Origin of the sequence: Pseudomonas sp. UBA6562 (genome assembly GCF_002434265.1) — a bacterium.
Classification (GTDB): Bacteria; Pseudomonadota; Gammaproteobacteria; order Pseudomonadales; family Pseudomonadaceae; genus Aquipseudomonas.
This window is the reverse complement of sequence record NZ_DJJS01000004.1, coordinates 253,079-272,617: the sequence shown is the minus strand read 5'-3', so window position 1 is coordinate 272,617 and position 19,539 is coordinate 253,079. Positions and strand designations below refer to the sequence as shown.

The 19,539-nt window shown below is 65.2% G+C and carries 19 protein-coding genes; 14 read left to right on the top strand and 5 right to left on the bottom strand.

Features of this window, described 5'->3' with window-relative positions; all coding sequences use genetic code 11:
- The first annotated feature begins 9 nt into the window (after positions 1–9).
- Positions 10–1,200 (top strand): succinyldiaminopimelate transaminase, encoded by a 1,191-nt coding sequence (dapC, locus tag B4M43_RS05420; protein WP_296264890.1) that lies wholly within the window; start codon positions 10–12, stop codon positions 1,198–1,200.
- Positions 1,201–1,227: 27 nt separating this feature from the next.
- On the opposite strand, the gene B4M43_RS05415 is transcribed toward dapC, so the two are convergent.
- From B4M43_RS05415 to B4M43_RS05405, 3 genes are all read right to left on the bottom strand, one after another.
- Entirely contained in the window at positions 1,228–1,470 is a 243-nt protein-coding gene (locus B4M43_RS05415) for a hypothetical protein (protein WP_296264889.1), read from the bottom strand.
- Positions 1,471–1,482: 12 nt separating this feature from the next.
- Positions 1,483–1,962, bottom strand: coding sequence for a hypothetical protein (locus tag B4M43_RS05410; protein ID WP_296264888.1), 480 nt, complete (start codon positions 1,960–1,962; stop codon positions 1,483–1,485).
- 155 nt (positions 1,963–2,117) lie between these two features.
- Positions 2,118–3,770, bottom strand: coding sequence for a Na+/H+ antiporter (locus B4M43_RS05405; RefSeq protein WP_296264887.1), 1,653 nt, complete (start codon positions 3,768–3,770; stop codon positions 2,118–2,120).
- A gap of 325 nt (positions 3,771–4,095) precedes the next feature.
- Between B4M43_RS05405 and B4M43_RS05400 the strand changes: the two genes are divergently transcribed.
- From B4M43_RS05400 to B4M43_RS05385, 4 genes are all read left to right on the top strand, one after another.
- A complete protein-coding gene (locus B4M43_RS05400) occupies positions 4,096–4,443 on the top strand; it encodes an ArsC family reductase (protein WP_296264886.1) in 348 nt (115 codons plus the stop codon).
- Positions 4,444–4,483: 40 nt separating this feature from the next.
- Positions 4,484–5,518, top strand: coding sequence for a 2,3,4,5-tetrahydropyridine-2,6-dicarboxylate N-succinyltransferase (dapD, locus tag B4M43_RS05395; protein WP_296264885.1), 1,035 nt, complete (start codon positions 4,484–4,486; stop codon positions 5,516–5,518).
- 76 nt (positions 5,519–5,594) lie between these two features.
- The gene (locus B4M43_RS05390; RefSeq protein WP_296264883.1) at positions 5,595–6,800 is read left to right on the top strand and encodes a cysteine desulfurase; all 1,206 of its coding nucleotides are present in this window, start codon (positions 5,595–5,597) and stop codon (positions 6,798–6,800) included.
- Entirely contained in the window at positions 6,797–7,237 is a 441-nt protein-coding gene (locus B4M43_RS05385) for a SufE family protein (protein ID WP_296264882.1), read from the top strand. Before B4M43_RS05390 ends, B4M43_RS05385 begins: the two co-directional genes overlap by 4 nt.
- Positions 7,238–7,517: 280 nt before the next feature.
- Here B4M43_RS05385 and tcdA read toward each other — a convergent pair whose 3' ends face one another.
- A complete protein-coding gene (gene tcdA / locus B4M43_RS05380; RefSeq protein WP_296264879.1) occupies positions 7,518–8,345 on the bottom strand; it encodes a tRNA cyclic N6-threonylcarbamoyladenosine(37) synthase TcdA in 828 nt (275 codons plus the stop codon).
- A gap of 256 nt (positions 8,346–8,601) precedes the next feature.
- On the opposite strand from tcdA, the gene B4M43_RS05375 reads away from it, so the two are divergent.
- From B4M43_RS05375 to B4M43_RS05360, 4 genes are all read left to right on the top strand, one after another.
- A complete protein-coding gene (locus B4M43_RS05375; RefSeq protein WP_296264878.1) occupies positions 8,602–11,175 on the top strand; it encodes a glycosyltransferase in 2,574 nt (857 codons plus the stop codon).
- A gap of 94 nt (positions 11,176–11,269) precedes the next feature.
- On the top strand, positions 11,270–12,421 hold the full coding sequence (gene dapE / locus B4M43_RS05370; protein ID WP_296264877.1) for a succinyl-diaminopimelate desuccinylase: 1,152 nt from the start codon (positions 11,270–11,272) through the stop codon (positions 12,419–12,421).
- Positions 12,421–13,233, top strand: coding sequence for a putative RNA methyltransferase (locus tag B4M43_RS05365; RefSeq protein WP_296264875.1), 813 nt, complete (start codon positions 12,421–12,423; stop codon positions 13,231–13,233). Before dapE ends, B4M43_RS05365 begins: the two co-directional genes overlap by 1 nt.
- Positions 13,234–13,253: 20 nt before the next feature.
- Positions 13,254–13,631, top strand: a complete 378-nt coding sequence (locus tag B4M43_RS05360) for a hypothetical protein (RefSeq protein ID WP_296264873.1) — start codon at positions 13,254–13,256, stop codon at positions 13,629–13,631.
- 65 nt (positions 13,632–13,696) lie between these two features.
- Here the strand turns inward: B4M43_RS05360 and B4M43_RS05355 are convergent, their stop codons facing one another.
- On the bottom strand, positions 13,697–13,906 hold the full coding sequence (locus tag B4M43_RS05355; protein ID WP_296264871.1) for a cold-shock protein: 210 nt from the start codon (positions 13,904–13,906) through the stop codon (positions 13,697–13,699).
- 222 nt (positions 13,907–14,128) lie between these two features.
- Here B4M43_RS05355 and plsB point away from each other — a divergent pair, with 222 nt between their 5' ends.
- The 5 genes from plsB to B4M43_RS05330 all read left to right on the top strand — a co-directional run bounded on the left by plsB (position 14,129) and on the right by B4M43_RS05330 (position 19,420).
- Complete coding sequence (plsB, locus tag B4M43_RS05350; RefSeq protein WP_296264868.1) at positions 14,129–16,615, top strand: glycerol-3-phosphate 1-O-acyltransferase PlsB; 2,487 nt, start codon at positions 14,129–14,131, stop codon at positions 16,613–16,615.
- A 79-nt stretch (positions 16,616–16,694) separates the two neighbouring features.
- Positions 16,695–17,393, top strand: coding sequence for a hypothetical protein (locus B4M43_RS05345; protein ID WP_296264866.1), 699 nt, complete (start codon positions 16,695–16,697; stop codon positions 17,391–17,393).
- 137 nt (positions 17,394–17,530) lie between these two features.
- Positions 17,531–18,232 (top strand): hypothetical protein, encoded by a 702-nt coding sequence (locus B4M43_RS05340; protein WP_296264862.1) that lies wholly within the window; start codon positions 17,531–17,533, stop codon positions 18,230–18,232.
- Positions 18,233–18,301: 69 nt separating this feature from the next.
- A complete protein-coding gene (locus B4M43_RS05335) occupies positions 18,302–18,700 on the top strand; it encodes a YbaY family lipoprotein (protein ID WP_296264861.1) in 399 nt (132 codons plus the stop codon).
- A 30-nt stretch (positions 18,701–18,730) separates the two neighbouring features.
- On the top strand, positions 18,731–19,420 hold the full coding sequence (locus tag B4M43_RS05330) for a DUF4197 domain-containing protein (RefSeq protein WP_296264860.1): 690 nt from the start codon (positions 18,731–18,733) through the stop codon (positions 19,418–19,420).
- Positions 19,421–19,539 lie beyond the last annotated feature (119 nt).

The following is a 19,539-nucleotide window of genomic DNA, read 5'->3' as shown; positions in this document are numbered from 1 at the left end:
CTTGCGCCAATGAATCCTGCCTTGACCCAGTTGCAGCCCTACCCGTTCGAGAAACTGCGCGCCCTGCTGGGCAGCGTCACCCCCGCGGCCGACAAGCGCGCCATCGCGCTGTCGATCGGGGAGCCCAAGCACACCTCGCCGGCCTTCGTGGCCCAGGCCATGAGCGACAACCTCGACAAGCTCGCCGTCTACCCCAGCACCCTCGGCCTGCCTGCGCTGCGCGAGGCCATCGGCCAATGGTGCGAACGGCGCTTCGGCGTACCGGCCGGCTGGTTGCAGGCCGATCGGCACATCCTGCCGGTCAACGGCACACGCGAGGCGCTATTCGCCTTCACCCAGGCCGTGGTGGACCGCGAGGCCGATGGCCTGGTGGTCAGCCCGAACCCGTTCTACCAGATCTACGAAGGCGCGGCCCTGCTCGCCGGGGCGACCCCGCACTACCTGCCCTGCCTGGAAGGCAACGGCTTCAACCCGGACTTCGACGCCGTGCCGGCCGACGTCTGGCAGCGCTGCCAGATTCTTTTCCTGTGCTCGCCCGGCAACCCGACCGGGGCGCTGGTGCCGCTGGAAACGTTGAAGAAGCTGATCGCCCTGGCCGACGAACACGACTTCGTGATCGCCGCCGACGAATGCTACAGCGAGCTGTACTTCGACGAAGACGCCCCGCCGCCGGGCCTGCTCAGCGCCTGCGCCGAGCTCGGGCGCAGCGACTTCAAGCGCTGCGTGGTGTTCCACAGCCTGTCCAAGCGCTCCAACCTGCCGGGGCTGCGCTCGGGCTTCGTGGCCGGCGACGCCGAGATCGTCAAGCCGTTCCTGCTGTACCGCACCTACCATGGCTGCGCCATGCCCGTGCAGACCCAGTTGGCCAGCATCGCCGCCTGGCAGGACGAAGCGCACGTGCGCGCCAATCGCGATCAGTACCGGGCCAAGTACGATGCGGTGCTGGAGATCCTGCAACCGGTGATGGACGTGCAGCGTCCCGATGGTAGCTTCTACCTGTGGGCCAAGGTGCCGGGTTGCGATGCCGAATTCACCCGCGACCTGTTCGTGGCCGAGCATGTGACCGTGGTGCCGGGTTCGTACCTATCGCGTGAGGTCGATGGCGTCAATCCAGGGGCTGGGCGCGTGCGCATGGCGCTGGTCGCGCCACTGGCCGAGTGCATCGAGGCGGCGCAACGCATCCGTCGGTTCCTCGCCTAGGAACGGCACAGCACAAAGCGCGACGCTTCAGTCCATGTCTTCGAACCGTCGCCGCTTGAGAAACAACCCGACGCCCAGTGCCACGGCAAAGACTGACAGCAGGCCCAGGTCGAGTCCGAACAGGCGCGTTTGGCTGGCCGCGATGCAGCCAAACGCACCCACTGCCATCAATACCACGCCCAGCCATGCGCGGAGTGGGTACGCTTTGAGAAATTGATCGAGCAAAAAGAACACCACGAGCGCAATGATCAACTGGATAAAGTCAGGCATGTGTCGCTTCCTTTAGGTCTTGATGATCAAGGTGGAAGTGCTGCGCTGTGGGCCGATGCCACCGCTGACTTGCGCTTCGATGCTGACCAGCACGTCGCCGGCATGGTAGGTAGGCAGGATTTCGTTCACGTACATACGTACTCCGGCACCCACAGGAACGCCTACATAAGGAGAGGTTACCGAGGAGGCTGCGCCAGCGAAGGCCGAGGCTGCGAGGTTGGCGATCTGGGTGCGTTGAGCGTTGAGCGTGTCGGCTTGGCCTCGAGTCAAGGGCGTGGAAATGCCGATCATCATCAAACAGGGCAAATCCTTTGCCAGCATCTTGTCATACACCTCGACGACCTTACGGCTCACTTCGTAGTGAGCGCTTTTCGCTTCGCCAAAGTGCAGTTCGCGCAGACGTCCGCGGTCGCTCTCCATAAGGGTGATCTGCGATACGCTGAAGACGATTCCGTGATGACCCCTATATTGAAAAGTACCCTCGAACTTCATCACCGCATCCTTTCGGGCCAAAAGCAGCGATTGTCCATGAGGGGTACGTTGGATTCAAATCCGCTTTCCTTGGATGGCAAGGTGTATGACCGGTTGCGAGGCGCTGCCAAAGCCTTGCGCGACAGTGCTCTTCAGCAGCAGTACCGCCCCCGAAATTACTTGCCCGAGCCCAGATTGGCCTCGCTCAAGTCCAGCTCCCCCAATATCTGCCGCACCACCTCATCGCCGATCTGCCGTTGCCGCAGCAGCTTGTAGAGTTCCAGACGCTGCGCCCGCAAGGCGTGCAGTCGCAGGCGGCGCTCCAGGGCGTCCATCTGCTGCGCGACCGCGCGGGCCTCGGCGGTGTCTTCGAAGCGGTCCAGCTCGGCACGGTACTCGGCCATCAGACGCGCCTTGAGTTCCACGGCCAGGGTCGCCTGGGTGGCGTCTTGCGGCGCTTCGGCGTCGACCACCTCCTGCGCTTCCAAGGCGTGGATGGCCGCTTCGGCAGTGCGGCGCCAAGCGTCCTGCACTTCCTTTTGCCGGCGCTCGTCCGGGCTCTTGTCCACCCCGCGCAGCAGCAACGGCAAGGCCACACAGGCGCTGACCAGCGACAGCAGGATCACCCCGGCGGCGATGAAGATCAGCAGGTCGCGCTCGGGGAAGGCCTGGTCTGCGCCGATCAACAGCGGTACCGACATGACGCCGGCCAGGGTTACTGCGCCGCGCACGCCGCCCAACGTCAGCAACCAGCAGGAACGGGCGCTGGGCAACAGCACCAGGGCCGACTTGCCGCGCCAGTGCCGCCACGCGCCGATGGCGCGCCAGATGCTCTGCACCCAGACGAAGCGCAGCACCACCAGCACCACGAAGATCGCTAGCACGTCCAGGCAGCGATAGGCCAACGTGGGCCACAGCGACGGTTCGTGGCTTGCCACTGCCTTGACGATGTCCGGCAGTTGCAAGCCCAGCAGCAGGAAGATCAAGCCGTTGAAGGCGAACTCCAGCAACGACCACACACTGCGGTTGAGCAAGCGCGTGCTGGTCTGGCGCGGCAGCAGGTCGAGCCAGCTCTGCATCATGCCGGCAGCCACCGCCGAGAGAATACCCGACGCGCCCAAACGCTCGGCCAGCACATAGGCAGCGAACGGCAGCAAGAGCATGAACACCACATGGGTGGCCGGGTCGTCCCAGCCGCGGGTGATCATCCACATGCGCAGCCTGCCTACCAGCCAGCTCAAGGCCACACCTACGGCCAGGCCGCCCAGCGCCACCAGCATGAAGGTGACGCTGGCTTCGGCCAGAGAGAAAGCGCCAGTGATGGCGGCCGCCAAGGCGAACTTGAAGGTCACCAGCCCCGAGGCGTCGTTGAGCAGCGCCTCGCCCTGCAGCATGTGCATCAAGGGCGTGGGCAAACGGTTCTGGGTGATCGCCGACACGGCGACGGCGTCGGTGGGCGACAGGATGGCCGCCAGCGCAAAGGCCACCGGCAAGGGAATGCTGGGCAACAACCAGTGGATGAAGTAGCCCGCGCCCACTACGGTGAACAGCACCAGCCCCACGGCCAGCGCCACCACCGGCCCGCGCAGGCGCCACAGCTCGCGCTTGGGCATGCGCCAACCATCGACGAACAGCAGCGGCGGCAGGAACAGAAAGAGGAACAGCTCGGGGTTCAGCGTTACGTGCAAGCCCAGCGTAGGCCAGGCCAGCAGCGCCCCGGCAGCGATCTGCAGGAGCGGCAACGGCACCGGTAGCGGGATCATGCGTCCGAGCAATTTCGACAGGCTCACCAGCGTCAGCAGGATGAGGACGGTGTAGGCGGACTGCATGGGGCGGAGTTCCTTTACGGGTAACGGAGAGATGACGACGGCGGGTCGGCCTGCGCGGGACGGCTGGCCGACCGATACAGGCATCTTGGGCTCAAGAGCCTAGCGCCAGCAGCGGGCGGGATACCGTTGCACCTTCGTCGAAGACGGACAGGTACAGGCGTCGGCCTCGACGCGCCCACGGGTCGAACGGTGTAGAGGCCTGCCACCGGGGTTCGGTTCCCGCCCCCGTGGCGCTCGCCGACCCATTCCCGCATAATCGCCCATCAATTTTTCCCCGGAGATCGCGGGCAAGCGCCGGCCCGACCGGCACTGCCCTCAGCATTCAATGGCCTACACCCTCTACGGCATCAAAGCCTGCGACACCATGAAAAAAGCGCGCAGCTGGCTGGAGCAACAGTCGCTCGACTACCAGTTCCACGACTACAAGACCCAAGGCATCGACCGTGAACGCCTGGGCCGCTGGTGCGACGAGCACGGCTGGCAAGTCGTGCTCAACCGCGCCGGCACCACCTTCCGCAAGCTCGACGAAGCCAGCAAGGCCGACCTCGACCAGGCCAAGGCCATCGAGCTGATGCTCGCCCAACCGTCGATGATCAAGCGTCCGGTCCTCGACCTGGGCGAGCGCACGCTGGTGGGCTTCAAGCCTGAGACCTACGCCGCCGCGCTGGCCTGAACGCCAGCCGTCTCATTCCCCATTTGCATGAGGTAATCCCATGTCCACTACCCTGTTCAGCCTGGCCTTCGGGGTCGGCACCCAGAACCGTCAGGAAAACTGGCTGGAAGTCTTCTACGCGCAGCCTCTGCTCAACCCCAGCGCCGAGCTGGTGGCCGCCATCGCACCGATCCTGGGCTACCAGGGCGGCAACCAGGCCATCGCCTTCAGCACCGCGCAGGCCGCGCAGCTGGCCGAAGCGGTCAAGCCCCTGGATGCCGCGCAAGGCGCACTGCTGACCCGTCTGGCCGAAAGCCACAAGCCGCTGGTCGCCACCCTGCTGGCCGAAGACGGCGCGTTGACCTCCACCCCCGAGGCCTACCTCAAGCTGCACCTGCTCTCGCATCGCCTGGTCAAACCCCATGGCGTGTCCCTGGCCGGCATCTTCCCGCTGCTGCCGAACGTGGCCTGGACCAGCCAGGGCGTGATCGACCTCGGCGAGCTGGCCGAGCGCCAACTCGAAGCGCGCCTCAAAGGCGAGCTGCTGGAGGTGTTCTCGGTCGACAAGTTCCCGAAGATGACCGACTACGTGGTCCCGGCCGGCGTGCGTATCGCCGACACCGCCCGCGTGCGCCTGGGCGCCTACATCGGCGAAGGCACGACGATCATGCACGAAGGCTTCGTCAACTTTAACGCCGGCACCGAAGGCCCGGGCATGATCGAAGGGCGTGTCTCGGCCGGCGTGTTCGTCGGCAAAGGCTCGGACCTGGGCGGCGGCTGCTCGACCATGGGCACCTTGTCGGGCGGCGGCAACATCGTCATCACCGTGGGCGAAGGCTGCCTGATCGGCGCCAACGCCGGTATCGGTATCCCGCTGGGCGACCGCAATACCGTGGAAGCGGGCCTGTACATCACCGCCGGCACCAAGGTGCAACTGCTCGACGGCCAGAACCAGCTGGTCAAAGAGGTCAAGGCGCGCGACCTGGCCGGCAAGACCGACCTGCTGTTCCGCCGCAACTCGGTTTCGGGTGCGGTCGAGTGCAAAACGCACCAGTCGGCCATCGAGCTGAACGAGGCGCTGCACGCGCACAACTGAGAACCTCGCGGTTCGAAGTGCTAAGATTCGGGGCCGGCTCAATGCCGGCCCCGTTTTCTTTCCAGGCCCCGCGATCATGTTCCAGCCCTCTCCGTGGCGCGCCGATTTTCCGGCCATCGCCGCCCTGCAAGCCCAGCAGCAGACCTACCTCGACAGCGCAGCCACGAGTCAGAAGCCGCAAGCGTTGCTCGACGCCTTGGCGCACTACTACGGCCACGGCGCCGCCAACGTGCACCGCGCCCAGCACCTGCCCGGCGCGCTCGCCACCGAGGCGTTCGAGCGCAGCCGCGAAAAGGTCGCGGCCTGGCTCAATGCCGCCAGCCCCCAGCAGATCGTCTTCACCCACGGCGCCACCTCGGCGCTGAACCTGCTCGCCTATGGCCTGGAACATGGCTTCCAGGCAGGCGACGAAATCGCCGTCAGCGCCCTGGAGCACCACGCCAACCTGCTGCCCTGGCAGCAGCTGGCGCAACGGCGCGGTCTGCGCCTGGTGATCCTGCCGATCGACGAACAAGGCCGGATCGAGGTGGATGCCGCCTTGCAGTTGATCGGGCCGCGTACGCGTCTGGTCGCCATCAGCCAACTGTCCAACGTGCTCGGCACCTGGCAGCCCCTGGCCCCGCTGCTGGCCCATGCCAGGGCGCAAGGCGCGCTGAGCGTGGTCGACGGCGCCCAGGGTGTGGTGCATGGCCGGCACGACGTGCAGCAATTGGGCTGCGACTTCTATGTGCTGTCGAGCCACAAGCTCTATGGCCCCGACGGCGTCGGTGTGCTGTACGGCCGTGCCCAGGCCTTGGCGCATGTGAAGCACTGGCAGTTCGGCGGTGAGATGGTGCACCTGGCCGACTACCACGAGGCGAGCTTTCGCCACGCACCTCTAGGGTTGGAAGCCGGTACGCCGCCGATCGCCGGGGTGATCGGCCTGGGCGCGAGCCTGGACTACCTGGCCGGCCTGGATGGCGATGCAGTGGCCCTGCATGAGGCGCGTCTGCACCAGCAGTTGCTGCACGGCCTCGACCAGCGCCAGGGGATTCGCGTGCTGGGTGCGCCGCAGACGGCGCTGGCCAGTTTCGTGGTCGAAGGCGTGCACAACGCCGACATCGCCCATGTGCTGACCGAACAGGGCATCGCCGTCCGCGCCGGGCACCACTGCGCCATGCCGCTGTTCGCTCGGCTGGGGCTCAACGGTGCGATACGGGTATCGCTGGCGCTGTACAACGACAGCGACGACGTGCAGCGCTTCTTCGACGCATTGGACCAAGGCCTGGAGTTGCTGCGATGAACCTGCCGAACGAAGCGCAAGACGCGTTGGAGCATTTCGCCGCAGCACAAGGCTGGGAGCAGCGGGCACGCCTGCTGATGCAGTGGGGCGAGCACCTGGCGCCCATGGCCGAGGCCGAGAAGACCGAGGCCAACCGGGTGCATGGCTGTGAGAGCCAGGTGTGGTTGGTGGTGCAGCGCAGCGACGCCCTGCACAATGGCGCTCGGCATCACGGCACTGACTGGCAGTTCAAGGCCACCAGCGATGCACGCCTGCTGCGCGGGCTGCTTGCGCTGTTGCTGGTGCGAGTGGAAGGCCTGGACCGAGATGCGTTGGCGGCACTCGACCTACGCGCATGGTTCGCCCAGCTCGGCCTGGAGCGGCAGTTGTCACCGTCGCGCAGTAATGGCTTGCATGCGGTGGTGCTGCGGATGGCAGAGTTGCTAACGAAGGGCTGACGACGCAGGCTATCGAGCCGAAGCACGCCGCTCTGTAGCAGCCCCGATGGCCTAAGCTTGTTGGAGCGGCTTCAGCCGCGATGGGCGGCAAAGCCGCTCCAATGGATCCAACCCAGTTCCTTGAGGTGATTGCGCAGCGCCTGGACGGGGGCCGCTTTGCGGCCCATCGCGGCTGAAGCCGCTCCAACACGTCCAGCGTACGACGACAACGCGCAGCAACCCGATGGTCAGAACCCGTGTTGGCGCGGCTAGCTGCGCCGGCCTTTGCGAGTGAGGCTCGCTACACCGAGGTATCCGGCCCCGACACCCGAACACGCTCCGATGGCCGCCGCGCGCCGGCCACCAGCTTCTCCACCGCCTTGCTCGCCGCCACCATGCCGAAGGTCGCAGTGACCATCATCACCGCACCGAACCCGCCGGAGCAGTCCAGGCGCACACCCTCGCCCACGAAGCTCTTCTGCAGGCATACGCTGCCGTCGCCCTTGGGGTAGCGCAGTTGCTCGCTGGAGAACACGCACGGCACCCCGTAGTTGCGGCTGACGTTGCGCGAGAAGTTGTAGTCGCGGCGCAGCGTGGAGCGTACTCGCGAGGCCAAAGGATCGTTGAAGGTCTTGTTGAGGTCGCCTACCTGCACCTGGGTCGGGTCGATCTGCCCGCCGGCGCCGCCGGTGGTGACCACGGCGATCTTGCGCCGCCGGCACCAGGCGATCAACGCGGCCTTGGCCATCACGCTGTCGATGCAATCGACCACGCAGTCCATGCCCTCGGTGATGTAGTCGGCCATGGTTTCGCGGGTGACGAAGTCGGCCACCGCATGCACCACGCACTCGGGGTTGATGGCGCGCAGGCGCTCGGCGGTGGCCTCGACCTTGGCCCGCCCCACCTGCCCGGTCAGGGCATGGGCCTGGCGGTTGGTGTTGCTGACGCAGACGTCGTCGAGGTCGAACAGGCTGATCTCGCCCACGCCGCTGCGCGCCAGCGCCTCGGCCACCCAGGAGCCCACGCCGCCGATACCGACCACGCCGACATGGGCCTGGCGCAGGCGCTCCAGCCCCTGATCGCCGTACAGGCGGGCAACTCCGGCGAAGCGCGGATCTTCTGTGCTCATGGCTCACCTCCGAAAAAACGGCGCGCAGTATAGGCCACGCACGGGTCGACCGACACCCACTGCAGGCGCCATCGGCCGTATCGGGTTAGGAAAGACACGCAGAACCCTGCTTTAATGCCCTCTGAAGAATCAGAAATGGACGACAACAAAGCGGGATCTCGGCTACCTCTTCAGGAGCGGCCTCGCGCCTGTCCGCAGTCCTTGCACCCAGCCGGTCACTGACCTGACCCCGCTTCATCGGAACCGACGCATCCCTATGTCTTCACGCAAACTCGGCCTCAACCTGGTGGTGGTCCTGGCCATCGCCGCCCTGTTCACCGGCTTCTGGGCGCTGATCAACCGCCCGGTGTCGGCGCCGGCCTGGCCCGAGCAGATTTCCGGCTTTTCCTATTCGCCGTTTCGCCTCGGGGAAAGCCCGCAGCGCGGGCAATACCCGACCGACGAGGAGATGCGCCAAGACCTCGAGCAGATGAGCAAGCTCACCGACAGCATCCGCATCTACACCGTCGAGGGCACCCAGGCCAACATTCCGCGCCTGGCCGAGGATTTGGGCCTGCGGGTCACCGTCGGCATCTGGATCAGCCCCGACCTGGAGCGCAACGAGCGCGAGATCGCCACCGCCATCGAGCTGGCCAATACCAGCCGCAGCGTGGTGCGTGTGGTGGTCGGCAACGAAGCGCTGTTCCGCGAGGAGGTCACACCCGAGGGCCTGATCCAGTACCTTGACCGGGTTCGCGCCGCGGTCAAGGTGCCGGTCACCACCAGCGAGCAGTGGCACATCTGGAAGGAGCACCCGGAACTGGCCAAGCACGTCGACCTGATCGCCGCGCACATCCTGCCGTATTGGGAGTTCGTTCCGATGCGCGACTCCATCGCCTTCGTGCTGGAGCGCGCGCGCGAACTCAAGCAGCAGTTCCCGCGCAAGCCGTTGCTGCTGTCGGAAGTCGGCTGGCCGAGCAACGGCCGCATGCGCGGCGGCGCCGATGCCACCCAGGCCGACCAGGCCATCTACCTGCGAACCCTGGTCAACACCCTCAACCGCCAGGGCTACAACTACTTCGTCATCGAGGCCTATGACCAGCCGTGGAAGGCCAGCGACGAAGGTTCGGTGGGCGCCTACTGGGGCGTGTTCAACGCCGCGCGGCAGCAGAAATTCAATTTCGAAGGGCCGGTGGTGGCGATTCCGCAATGGCGCGCCTTGGCGGTCGCTTCGGTGGTGCTGGCGATGATCGCCCTGGCGGTGCTGCTGATCGATGGCTCGTCGCTGCGCCAGCGCGGCCGTACCTTCCTGACCTTCATTACCTTCCTGTGCGGCTCGGTGCTGGTGTGGATCGCCTACGACTACAGCCAGCAGTACAGCACCTGGTTCAGCCTCTCGGTGGGGGTGCTGCTGGCGTTGGGCGCGCTCGGGGTGTTCATCGTCCTGCTGACCGAGGCGCACGAGCTGGCCGAGGCGGTCTGGACGCACAAGCGGCGCCGCGAATTCCTGCCGGTGGAGGGCGACTCGCCCTACCGGCCCAAAGTGTCGGTGCACGTGCCCTGCTACAACGAACCGCCGGAGATGGTGAAGCAGACCCTCGACGCCCTGGCCGCGCTGGACTACCCCGACTTCGAAGTGCTGGTGATCGACAACAACACCAAGGACCCGGCCGTGTGGGAGCCGCTCAAGGCCCATTGCGAGGCCCTGGGCGAGCGCTTCCGCTTCTTCCACGTCGCGCCGCTGGCGGGCTTCAAGGGCGGCGCGCTGAACTACCTGCTGCCGCATACCGCACCCGATGCCGAAGTGATCGCGGTGATCGACTCGGACTACTGCGTCGACCGCAACTGGCTCAAGCACATGGTGCCGCACTTCGCCGACCCGAAGATCGCCGTGGTGCAATCGCCGCAGGACTACCGCGACCAGCACGAAAGCGCGTTCAAGAAGCTTTGCTACAGCGAATACAAAGGCTTCTTCCACATCGGCATGGTCACCCGCAACGACCGCGACGCGATCATCCAGCACGGCACCATGACCATGACCCGGCGCGCGGTGCTCGACGAACTGGGGTGGGCCGACTGGTGCATCTGCGAAGACGCGGAACTGGGCCTGCGGGTGTTCGAGAAAGGGCTGTCGGCGGCCTACGCCCACAACAGCTATGGCAAGGGCCTGATGCCCGACACCTTCATCGACTTCAAGAAGCAGCGTTTCCGCTGGGCCTACGGGGCCATTCAGATCATCAAGCACCACGCCAGCGCCCTGCTGCGCGGCAAGGGCAGCGAGCTGACCCGTGGCCAGCGCTACCACTTCCTGGCCGGCTGGCTGCCGTGGGTGGCCGATGGCATGAACATCTTCTTCACCGTGGGTGCGTTGCTGTGGTCGGCGGCGATGATCATCGTGCCGCACCGGGTCGATCCGCCGCTGATGATCTTCGCCATTCCGCCGCTGGCGCTGTTTTTCTTCAAGGTCGGCAAGATCGTGTTCCTCTACCGCCGCGCGGTGGGCGTCGATCTGCGCGATGCCTTCGCCGCGGCGCTGGCGGGGCTGGCGCTGTCGCACACCATCGCCAAAGCGGTGCTGTACGGTTTCTTCACCAGCAGCATGCCGTTCATCCGCACACCCAAACATGCCGACAGCCACGGGTTCTTCAAGGCATTGTCGGAGGCTCGGGAAGAGGTGTTCATCATGTTGCTGCTGTGGGGCGCCGCCGGGGGCATCTACTTGGTGCAGGGCCTGCCCAGCTCGGACATGCGTTTCTGGGTGGCGATGCTGCTGGTGCAGTCGCTGCCCTACCTGGCGGCGCTGGTGATGGCGCTGCTGTCGTCACTGCCAAAGCCCGTGGAGAAGGCGTAGAAGGAGCCGACCGGCCGCTTCTACAGGCGCAAGGACGCGCACATTGCTATAAGATAACGCCCCCGTTTTTGCCTTGCCTTGCCCGGAGTTCTTCATGACGGCCTCAGCCGAGCGCTCACCCACCCTTCAACTGGCGTGCGACCTGATTCGCCGCCCTTCGGTCACCCCGGTCGATGCCGACTGCCAGGCGCAGATGATGCACCGTCTGGGCGCGGTGGGTTTCGCGCTGGAGCCGATGCGCATCGAAGACGTCGACAACTTCTGGGCCACCCACGGCACCCAGGACGGCCCAGTGCTGTGCTTCGCCGGCCACACCGACGTGGTGCCCACCGGCCCCGTGCAGCAGTGGCAGCACGAGCCGTTCGACGCGCTGATCGACGCCGACGGCATGCTCTGCGGGCGCGGTGCCGCCGACATGAAGGGCAGCCTGGCTTCGATGGTGGTCGCCAGCGAGCGCTTTGTGCGTGACTACCCTGACCACCGCGGCAAGGTTGCCTTTCTCATCACCAGCGACGAAGAAGGCCCTGCCCACCATGGCACCAAGGCCGTGGTCGAGCGCCTCAAGGCGCGCAACGAACGGCTCGACTGGTGCATCGTCGGCGAGCCGTCAAGCACCGACCTGCTGGGCGACGTGGTCAAGAACGGTCGGCGTGGCTCGCTCGGCGCGACCCTCACCGTGCGCGGCAAGCAGGGCCATGTGGCCTATCCGCACCTGGCGCGTAACCCGATCCACCTGGCTGCCGCGGCGCTGGCGGAGCTGGCCGGCGAGCACTGGGACGAAGGCAACGCGTTCTTCCCGCCGACCAGCTTCCAGATCTCCAACCTCAACGCCGGTACCGGTGCCACCAATGTGGTGCCGGGCGAGCTGACGGCGCTGTTCAACTTCCGCTTTTCCACCGAGTCCACCGTCGAAGGCTTGCAGCAGCGGGTCGCCGCGATCCTCGACCGCCACCAACTGGACTGGTCGATCGACTGGGCCTTGTCGGGCCTGCCATTCCTCACCGAACCGGGTGAGCTGCTCGACGCCGTCGCCGCCAGCATCAAGCAGGTCACCGACCGCGAGACCCGACCGTCCACCAGCGGCGGCACCTCCGATGGGCGCTTCATCGCAACCATGGGCACTCAGGTAGTGGAGCTCGGGCCGGTCAACGCCACCATCCACCAGGTGGACGAACGCATTCTGGCCAGCGACCTCGACCTGCTGACCGAAATCTACTACCAGACCCTGGTACGGTTGCTCGCCTGATGCTCACCTGCCCGCTTTGCCAAGGCCCGCTGAGCCGCCTCGACAACGGTGTCGTCTGCCCGACCGGGCACCGTTTCGACCGCGCCCGCCAGGGCTACCTGAACCTGCTGCCGGTGCAGCACAAGAACAGCCGCGACCCGGGCGACAACCAGGCCATGGTCGAGGCCCGGCGCGATTTTCTCGACGCCGGCCATTACGCGCCAGTGGCCGAGCGCCTGGCGCAACTGGCCCAGGAGCGCGCGCCGGGCACCTGGCTGGACATCGGTTGCGGCGAAGGCTATTACACCGCCCGCATCGGCCAGGCGTTGCCGGCGGCCGACGGCTATGCGCTGGACATCTCCCGCGAAGCGGTCAAACGTGCCTGCCGGCGCGATCCGCGGCTGACCTGGATGGTCGCGAGCATGGCACGCGTGCCGCTGGCCGATGCCAGTTGCCAGTTCATCGCCAGCGTCTTCAGCCCGCTCGACTGGGCCGAAGCCAAGCGCCTGCTGGCGCCGGGCGGCGGCTTGATGCGAGTCGGCCCTACCGAGGGCCACCTGATGGAGCTGCGCGAGGCGCTCTACGACGAGGTGCGCCCCTACGCCGACGACAAGCACCTGGCGCTGGTCCCCGACGGCATGCGCCACGCGCACAGCGAAGTGCTGCAATGGCGCCTGCGCCTGAGCGAGGCCAAGGCCCGTGCCGATCTGCTGGCCATGACCCCGCACGGCTGGCGCGCCAGCGCCGAACGCCGCACTCGCGTGATCGAACAGACCGCACCGTTCGAGGTCACGGTTTCCATGCGTTATGACTATTTCGTGCGCCAAGCCTGAGCACAACCGGAGCCCTTCCCATGCGCCAACCTGATATCGAGATCTACCTCAAGGACGCCGACGTCGGCCATCAACAGATCGCCGATTGGCTCGGACGCGCCCTCGGCCCGTGCAGCCCTTGGCAGCAACGCGGTCACACCTGGAAATGCCAGGCCGGTAACATCCCGGTCACCTGGATTCCCAAAGCTGTAGGAAAATGGAACAGCTTGTTGCTGGAAAGCGACCAGACCCCATGGGAGGACGACATCGCTTGCGCGCGGGCCGCCCACGCCGCACTGGCGGTGGAAGTGCGCTGTGCGCCGGGAAGCTGGAGCGAAGCCGACGGCGAGGAAGACGCCGACCGCTGGATCCGCGTGAGCGCCGACGGCGAAGAGGAGATCGTCTGGCGCACGGCGTGAGGAGCGCTGCGAAGGTGGGGCGACGGAGTTCCGACTGCATCGCCCCAACACCTCTGGCCCGGTGCTTACAGGCCGACCACATCCTCGGCCTGGAGACCCTTCTGGCCCTGCACGAGGGCATACTCCACGCGCTGCCCTTCGCTCAGCGAGCGATGCCCTTCACCGCGGATCGCCCGATAATGGACGAACACGTCGGCACTGCCTTCGCGCTGAATGAAGCCAAAGCCCTTGGCATCGTTGAACCATTTGACATTCCCAGTCTCACGAGACGACATCTGAACTACTCCGCTTTTATTATGAAGAGCGCGTTGACTGACAGGTCCAATGGGCTGATCGGCCAAGCGTAGGAAAATGCCTGCAAGTGACAGGCCGGATATTCGATAACCCGTAGAGAAAATTTACCAAGCTGACGGTCTGGGCTCCGCTGAACTTATGCCGACCACGCGGACTAACTGCTTGCACCTCGACCGTACCTTATTGCCCAGGGCCTGCCGCCAATGACACGTTCCCCCCTGCGTCGCCTGATCTTCAGCATTTTGCGCCGTGCGCTGTACCTATGGGTGCGCTCCGAGACCATCAACCAGTCTTCGACCTCGTTGAACCTGGACCGCAGCCGCCCGGTATTTTATGTCTTGCCCTCGCCGGCACTGACCGACCTGGCGGTGCTCGACCACGAATGCACCAAAGCCGGGCTGCCACGCCCAGTGTTGCCGGTCGACGTCGGCACGCTGCGCGAGCCGGCGGCCTTCTTCTACCTCACCCCCGACCCCGACTGGCTCGGCCGCCACGACAAGCGTGGCGCCCCGCCGACCCTGGAACGGGTGATCGAGGCCTTGGGCGAACATGCCGAAGAAGATGCGCAGGTCATTCCGGTCAGTGTGTTCTGGGGGCAGTCCCCGGAGAGTGAATCGAGCCCCTGGCGGCTGCTGTTCGCCGACAGCTGGGCCGTCACCGGGCGGCTGCGGCGCTTGTTGACCGTGCTGATCCTGGGGCGCAAGACTCGCGTGCAGTTTTCCACGCCCCTCTCCCTGGGCGAGCTGGTGCGCCACAACAAGAGCCCCGAACGCACGGTGCGCATGGCCCAGCGCCTGCTGCGCGTGCGCTTTCGCAATCTCAAGAGCGCGGTCATCGGCCCGGACCTTTCGCACCGGCGCAACCTGGTCAAGGGCCTGGTGCACGGGCCATTGGTACGCCAGGCTATCGACGACGAGATGCAGCGCCAGCACATCAGCCAGGCCAAAGCCGAGGCCCAAGCGCTGCGCTATGCCAACGAGATCGCCTCGGACTACACCTACACCGCCATCCGCTTTCTGGAAGTGGTGCTGAGCTGGTTCTGGCACAAGATCTACGATGGCATCAAGGTCAACCACATCGAGCAGGTGCAGGCCATCGCGCCGGACCACGAAGTGGTCTACGTACCCTGCCACCGCAGCCATATCGACTACCTGCTGCTGTCGTACCTGCTGTTTCGCAACGGCCTGACGCCGCCCCACGTCGCGGCCGGCATCAACCTCAACATGCCGGTGATCGGGGGCTTGCTGCGCCGTGGCGGCGCGTTCTTCATGCGCCGCACGTTCAAGGGCAACCCGCTGTACACGGCCGTGTTCAACGAGTACCTGCATACCCTGTTCAGCAAAGGCTTTCCGGTGGAGTACTTCGTCGAAGGCGGGCGTTCGCGCACCGGACGCATGCTGCAGCCGCGCACCGGCATGCTGGCGATCACCCTGCGCAGCTTTCTGCGCTCCTCGCGCACGCCCATCGCCTTCGTGCCGGTGTACATCGGTTACGAGCGTGTGCTGGAGGGCCGCACCTACCTGGGCGAGCTGCGCGGAGCGAGCAAAAAGAAAGAGTCGATCTTCGATCTTTTCAAGGTGTTCGGCGCCCTGCGCCAACGCTTCGGCCAGGTCTACGTCAACTTTGGCGAACCGATCCGCCTGGGCGCGTTTCTCGACGAACGTCAGCCGGGGTGGCGCGAGCAGGTCCACGGGCCGGACTTTCGCCCGGCATGGCTGAGCAGGGCCACGACCGAACTTGGCGCCACCGTGGCCCGCCGTCTCAACGAAGCCGCAGCGATCAATCCGGTCAACCTGGTGGCCCTGGCGCTGCTGTCCACCAGCCGCCTGGCCCTGGACGAACAGGCGCTGGTGCGAGTGCTCGACCTGTACCTGGCCTTGCTGCGCCAAGTGCCCTACTCGGCGCACACCACGCTGCCTGAAGGCGATGGCCAGCATTTGATTGAACACGTACGCGCCATGGACCTGCTGGCAGAACAGAAGGACGCGCTCGGGCGCATCCTCTACCTGGATGAAACCAACGCGGTACTGATGACCTACTACCGCAACAACGTCCTTCACATCTTCGCCCTGCCGGCGCTGCTGGCCAGCTTCTTCCTCAGCAGCTCGCGCATGAGCCGCGAGCTGCTGGGCCAGTACGTGCGCGCCCTGTATCCGTATCTGCAAGCCGAGCTGTTCCTACGCTGGACACCCGAGGAACTGGACGAGGTCATCGACCAATGGCTGGCCGCGCTGGTCGAACAGGGCCTGCTGCGCTGCGAGCGGAACATATACCTGCGGCCGGCCCCAAGTTCGCGCGCCTTCGTGCTGCTGACCCTGCTGGCGCGCACCATCACCCAGACCTTGCAGCGTTTCTACATGGCCACCTCGCTGCTGCTCAGCAGCGGCAAGCACAGCCTGAGCGCCGAAGGGCTGGAGAACCTGTGCGTCACCATGGCCCAGCGGCTGTCGATCCTGCATGGGCTGAACGCCCCGGAATTTTTCGACAAGAGCCTGTTCCGCCATTTCATCCAGACGTTGCTAGACCAAGGCGTGCTGCGCGTCGACGAGCACGGCACGCTGGACTACTCCGACCGCCTGGGCGAGCTGGCCGAAGGCGTGGCCAAACGGGTGCTGTCGGCCGAACTGCGCTTGTCGATCCGGCAGGTGGCGCTGCACCGCGACGAGCCGGCGGATGTCGTGCAAGGGTAGGCTTTCAGCCTGATACATGGAGGCGCCGGATGTGAGCATCGGCATGTTTCATCACGACAATCTGCTCGAGGAATGACACATGTCTGAATTTATTGAAATCTCCGGTACCCTCAACCTCTCGCGCCTGCCCTTCGCGCCCTGGGGCTATCCGCCTATAAGTATCAAGGTGACGAATGCGGCAAAGGTGAGGCTTGCCAGCAGCTTCGCCCAAACCAGTGGCACCCAGGTCCCGTTTAGAATCCAGCTCGCACGTGAAGCCTTCACGCCGGACAGCCTGCTGACGCTCACAGCGACATGCGATACAGCTATATCTTCGGATTTTGAGGTGGCTCGCTGCGAACGCACTCTGACCGTTGCCGAGGCAACGCGTGAGCCTCTGCAGTTGGCTTTGCAGACGCTGCCGGACATCGATCCCGTATGGCAAGAGCACCCCACACAAGCGCACTTCGTCGAAATCAGCGGGCGCGTCTCGGTCCAGCCCGAGTTGCGCCATGCCGACGCACTGCTCCTTGTAGCTCTGTACGTCGTGCAGGAGGACGGTCAAAGCAACCAGCGTACTAGCAATGTGGCCGAATATGCCGTAAGTGCGTCGGGCGACGACGTGCCCTTCGCCCTGTTCGTCGACCCCGCTGTCATTCCCGACGGTCGGCCAGTCGTTCTGGACATGACATCGTGCGACCAGACCGGGAACGAAATCTACGTTGGAGGTCAGCTTCCGCTGGACCTCGACAACCTGCCTGACCTGTCGGCCTTGGTGCTGCGGAGCGCGGATAACTGATCCCATCGGCAGCTCGATACAGGTTCGCATCCTGATCGATCGATGCAACAAACAGGCGTCCTGGCCAATGGACCGCCACGCGCCCATCGAACCCCGGCTCGCCTGTACACTCCCCACGCTTTCAAGGAAACGACGACATGTCCGACGTTGTTGAAATAACCGGTACCCTCAGCACCCCCTACTTGCCAAGTCCGGGTCCAGACCTGCCTTGGCTGTGCATCGAAGCGCTCGATGCCGACGGGGTCGTGTTGGGTGGCGCAGGCGCGCAGGTCAGTGGGTCGCCGCTGCCGTTTCGTATCCATATCGACCGTTCGTCGCTGGCAGACGATGCCCCGATCACGTTCAAGGCGCGCTGCCGGGCGGCCGTCGGGTCGTCGCTGATAATCGCCGATGCCAGCATTGTACTGGCGCTGGCGCAAGCCACCCAGGCCCCCGTAGACCTGGAGCTTGAGACGCCTGAGGGCTTCGAAAGTCCCGACCGCAAGCAGCCTGTCGAAATGAGCCTGATCGAACTGAGCGGACACGTGCATATTCCGCCCGAAGTGGTTCAAGCCACGAACAAGCTCGACGTGACGCTGCTGGCAGTCCAGGCGGATGGCTATGTCAATCAGGCCTCCAGCAACCTGGCCGAGCACTCGTTGCACATCACCGGCTCGGAGGCGGCCTTTTCGCTGTTCGTCGACGCCGACAGTGTTCCTGTCGATCGACCGCTGCGCCTTAACCTTGGTCTGTACGACCATGAGGGCACTCAAGTCTATGCGGGGAAAAACTTCAAGAATCTGGACCTGAGCAATCCGCCCGACCTCTCGGCCATCACACTCAAGCTGCCGCCACGCTGATTCGTCGAGGGAAATCCGTTACAGTCTTGGGCGTTGGCGGTAAGCCGACCCCTGGACATCGGAGATTCCATGAAAAAGCTCTTTATGCTGTGTTGCGCCTCCTTGCTCGCAGCCTGTTCCAGCCCTACCCCGCCTGCCCAGGCCAGCCTGCATGGCGAGGTCTTCTACCTGCAACGCATGGCTTTGCCACCTGCCGCCACGCTGAGCGTGCAGTTGCAGGACGTTTCCCTGATGGACGCCCCCGCCGTAGTTCTGGCGCGCCAGGCAGGCCCGGTCAAGGGCAACGTTCCGCTGCCATTCCAGCTGAGCTACGACCCCGCCCAGATCAAACCCGGCCATCGCTACGCGATCAGCGCCCGTATCGAACTGGAGGGCGAGCTGCTGTTCACAAGCACCTCGCAACAGGCCGTAGCGCTCGACGGCCATGATCCGCAACCGCTGCGCATCAAGGTCGACCCGGCCCGCTAAGATCTCCACCCGTTTACCAAGGACCCATCCATGATCCGTACCTCTCTGCGCTTGACCACCCTGTGCGCCGGCCTGTTGCTTTCGGCCAGCGCGCTGGCGCTGTCCCTTGGCGACCTCAGTCAGAGCGACGCTTCCAGCGGGCTCAAGGACGCTCTCACCCAAGGCGCCCAAGTGGCCGTGAAGCAACTGGGCACGCCCGGCGGCTTCAGCAACGATCCGCAGGTGCGCATCGAGCTGCCCGGCAAGTTGGGCAAGGCCGCCAAGGCCATGAAGATGTTCGGCAAAGGCGAACAGGTCGATGCCTTGGAAGCCAGTATGAACAAAGCCGCCGAAGCCGCCGTTCCGCAGGCCCAGGCGATCCTGCTCGACGCCGTGAAGAAGATGAGCGTGGCCGACGCCAAAGGCATCCTCAGCGGCGGCCAGGATTCGGCTACGCAATACCTCGACAAGACCAGCCGCGAACAGATCCGCGCCAAGTTCCTGCCGATCGTCAAGCAGGCCACCGACCAGGTGGGGCTGGCCAAGCAGTACAACAACTTCGCCGGCCAGGCCATGGCCTTGGGCGTGGTCGACGCCAAGAGCGCCAGCATCGAGAACTACGTGACCGAGCAGGCCCTGGACGGTCTGTTCGAGATCATCGCCAAGCAAGAACAGAGCATTCGCCAGAACCCGGCCCAGGCCGCTACCAGCCTGGCCAAGAAAGTCTTCGGCGCGCTTTGAGGCCCATGGCGTGGGCGTTTGCAAACGCCCACGCTGCACTCTCCGACCACGCCACTCGTCAGCATGGTCAACCTGCCGATCCGGCGCCCCCCGCCTGGACAAGCCCCTACCTGCGATCT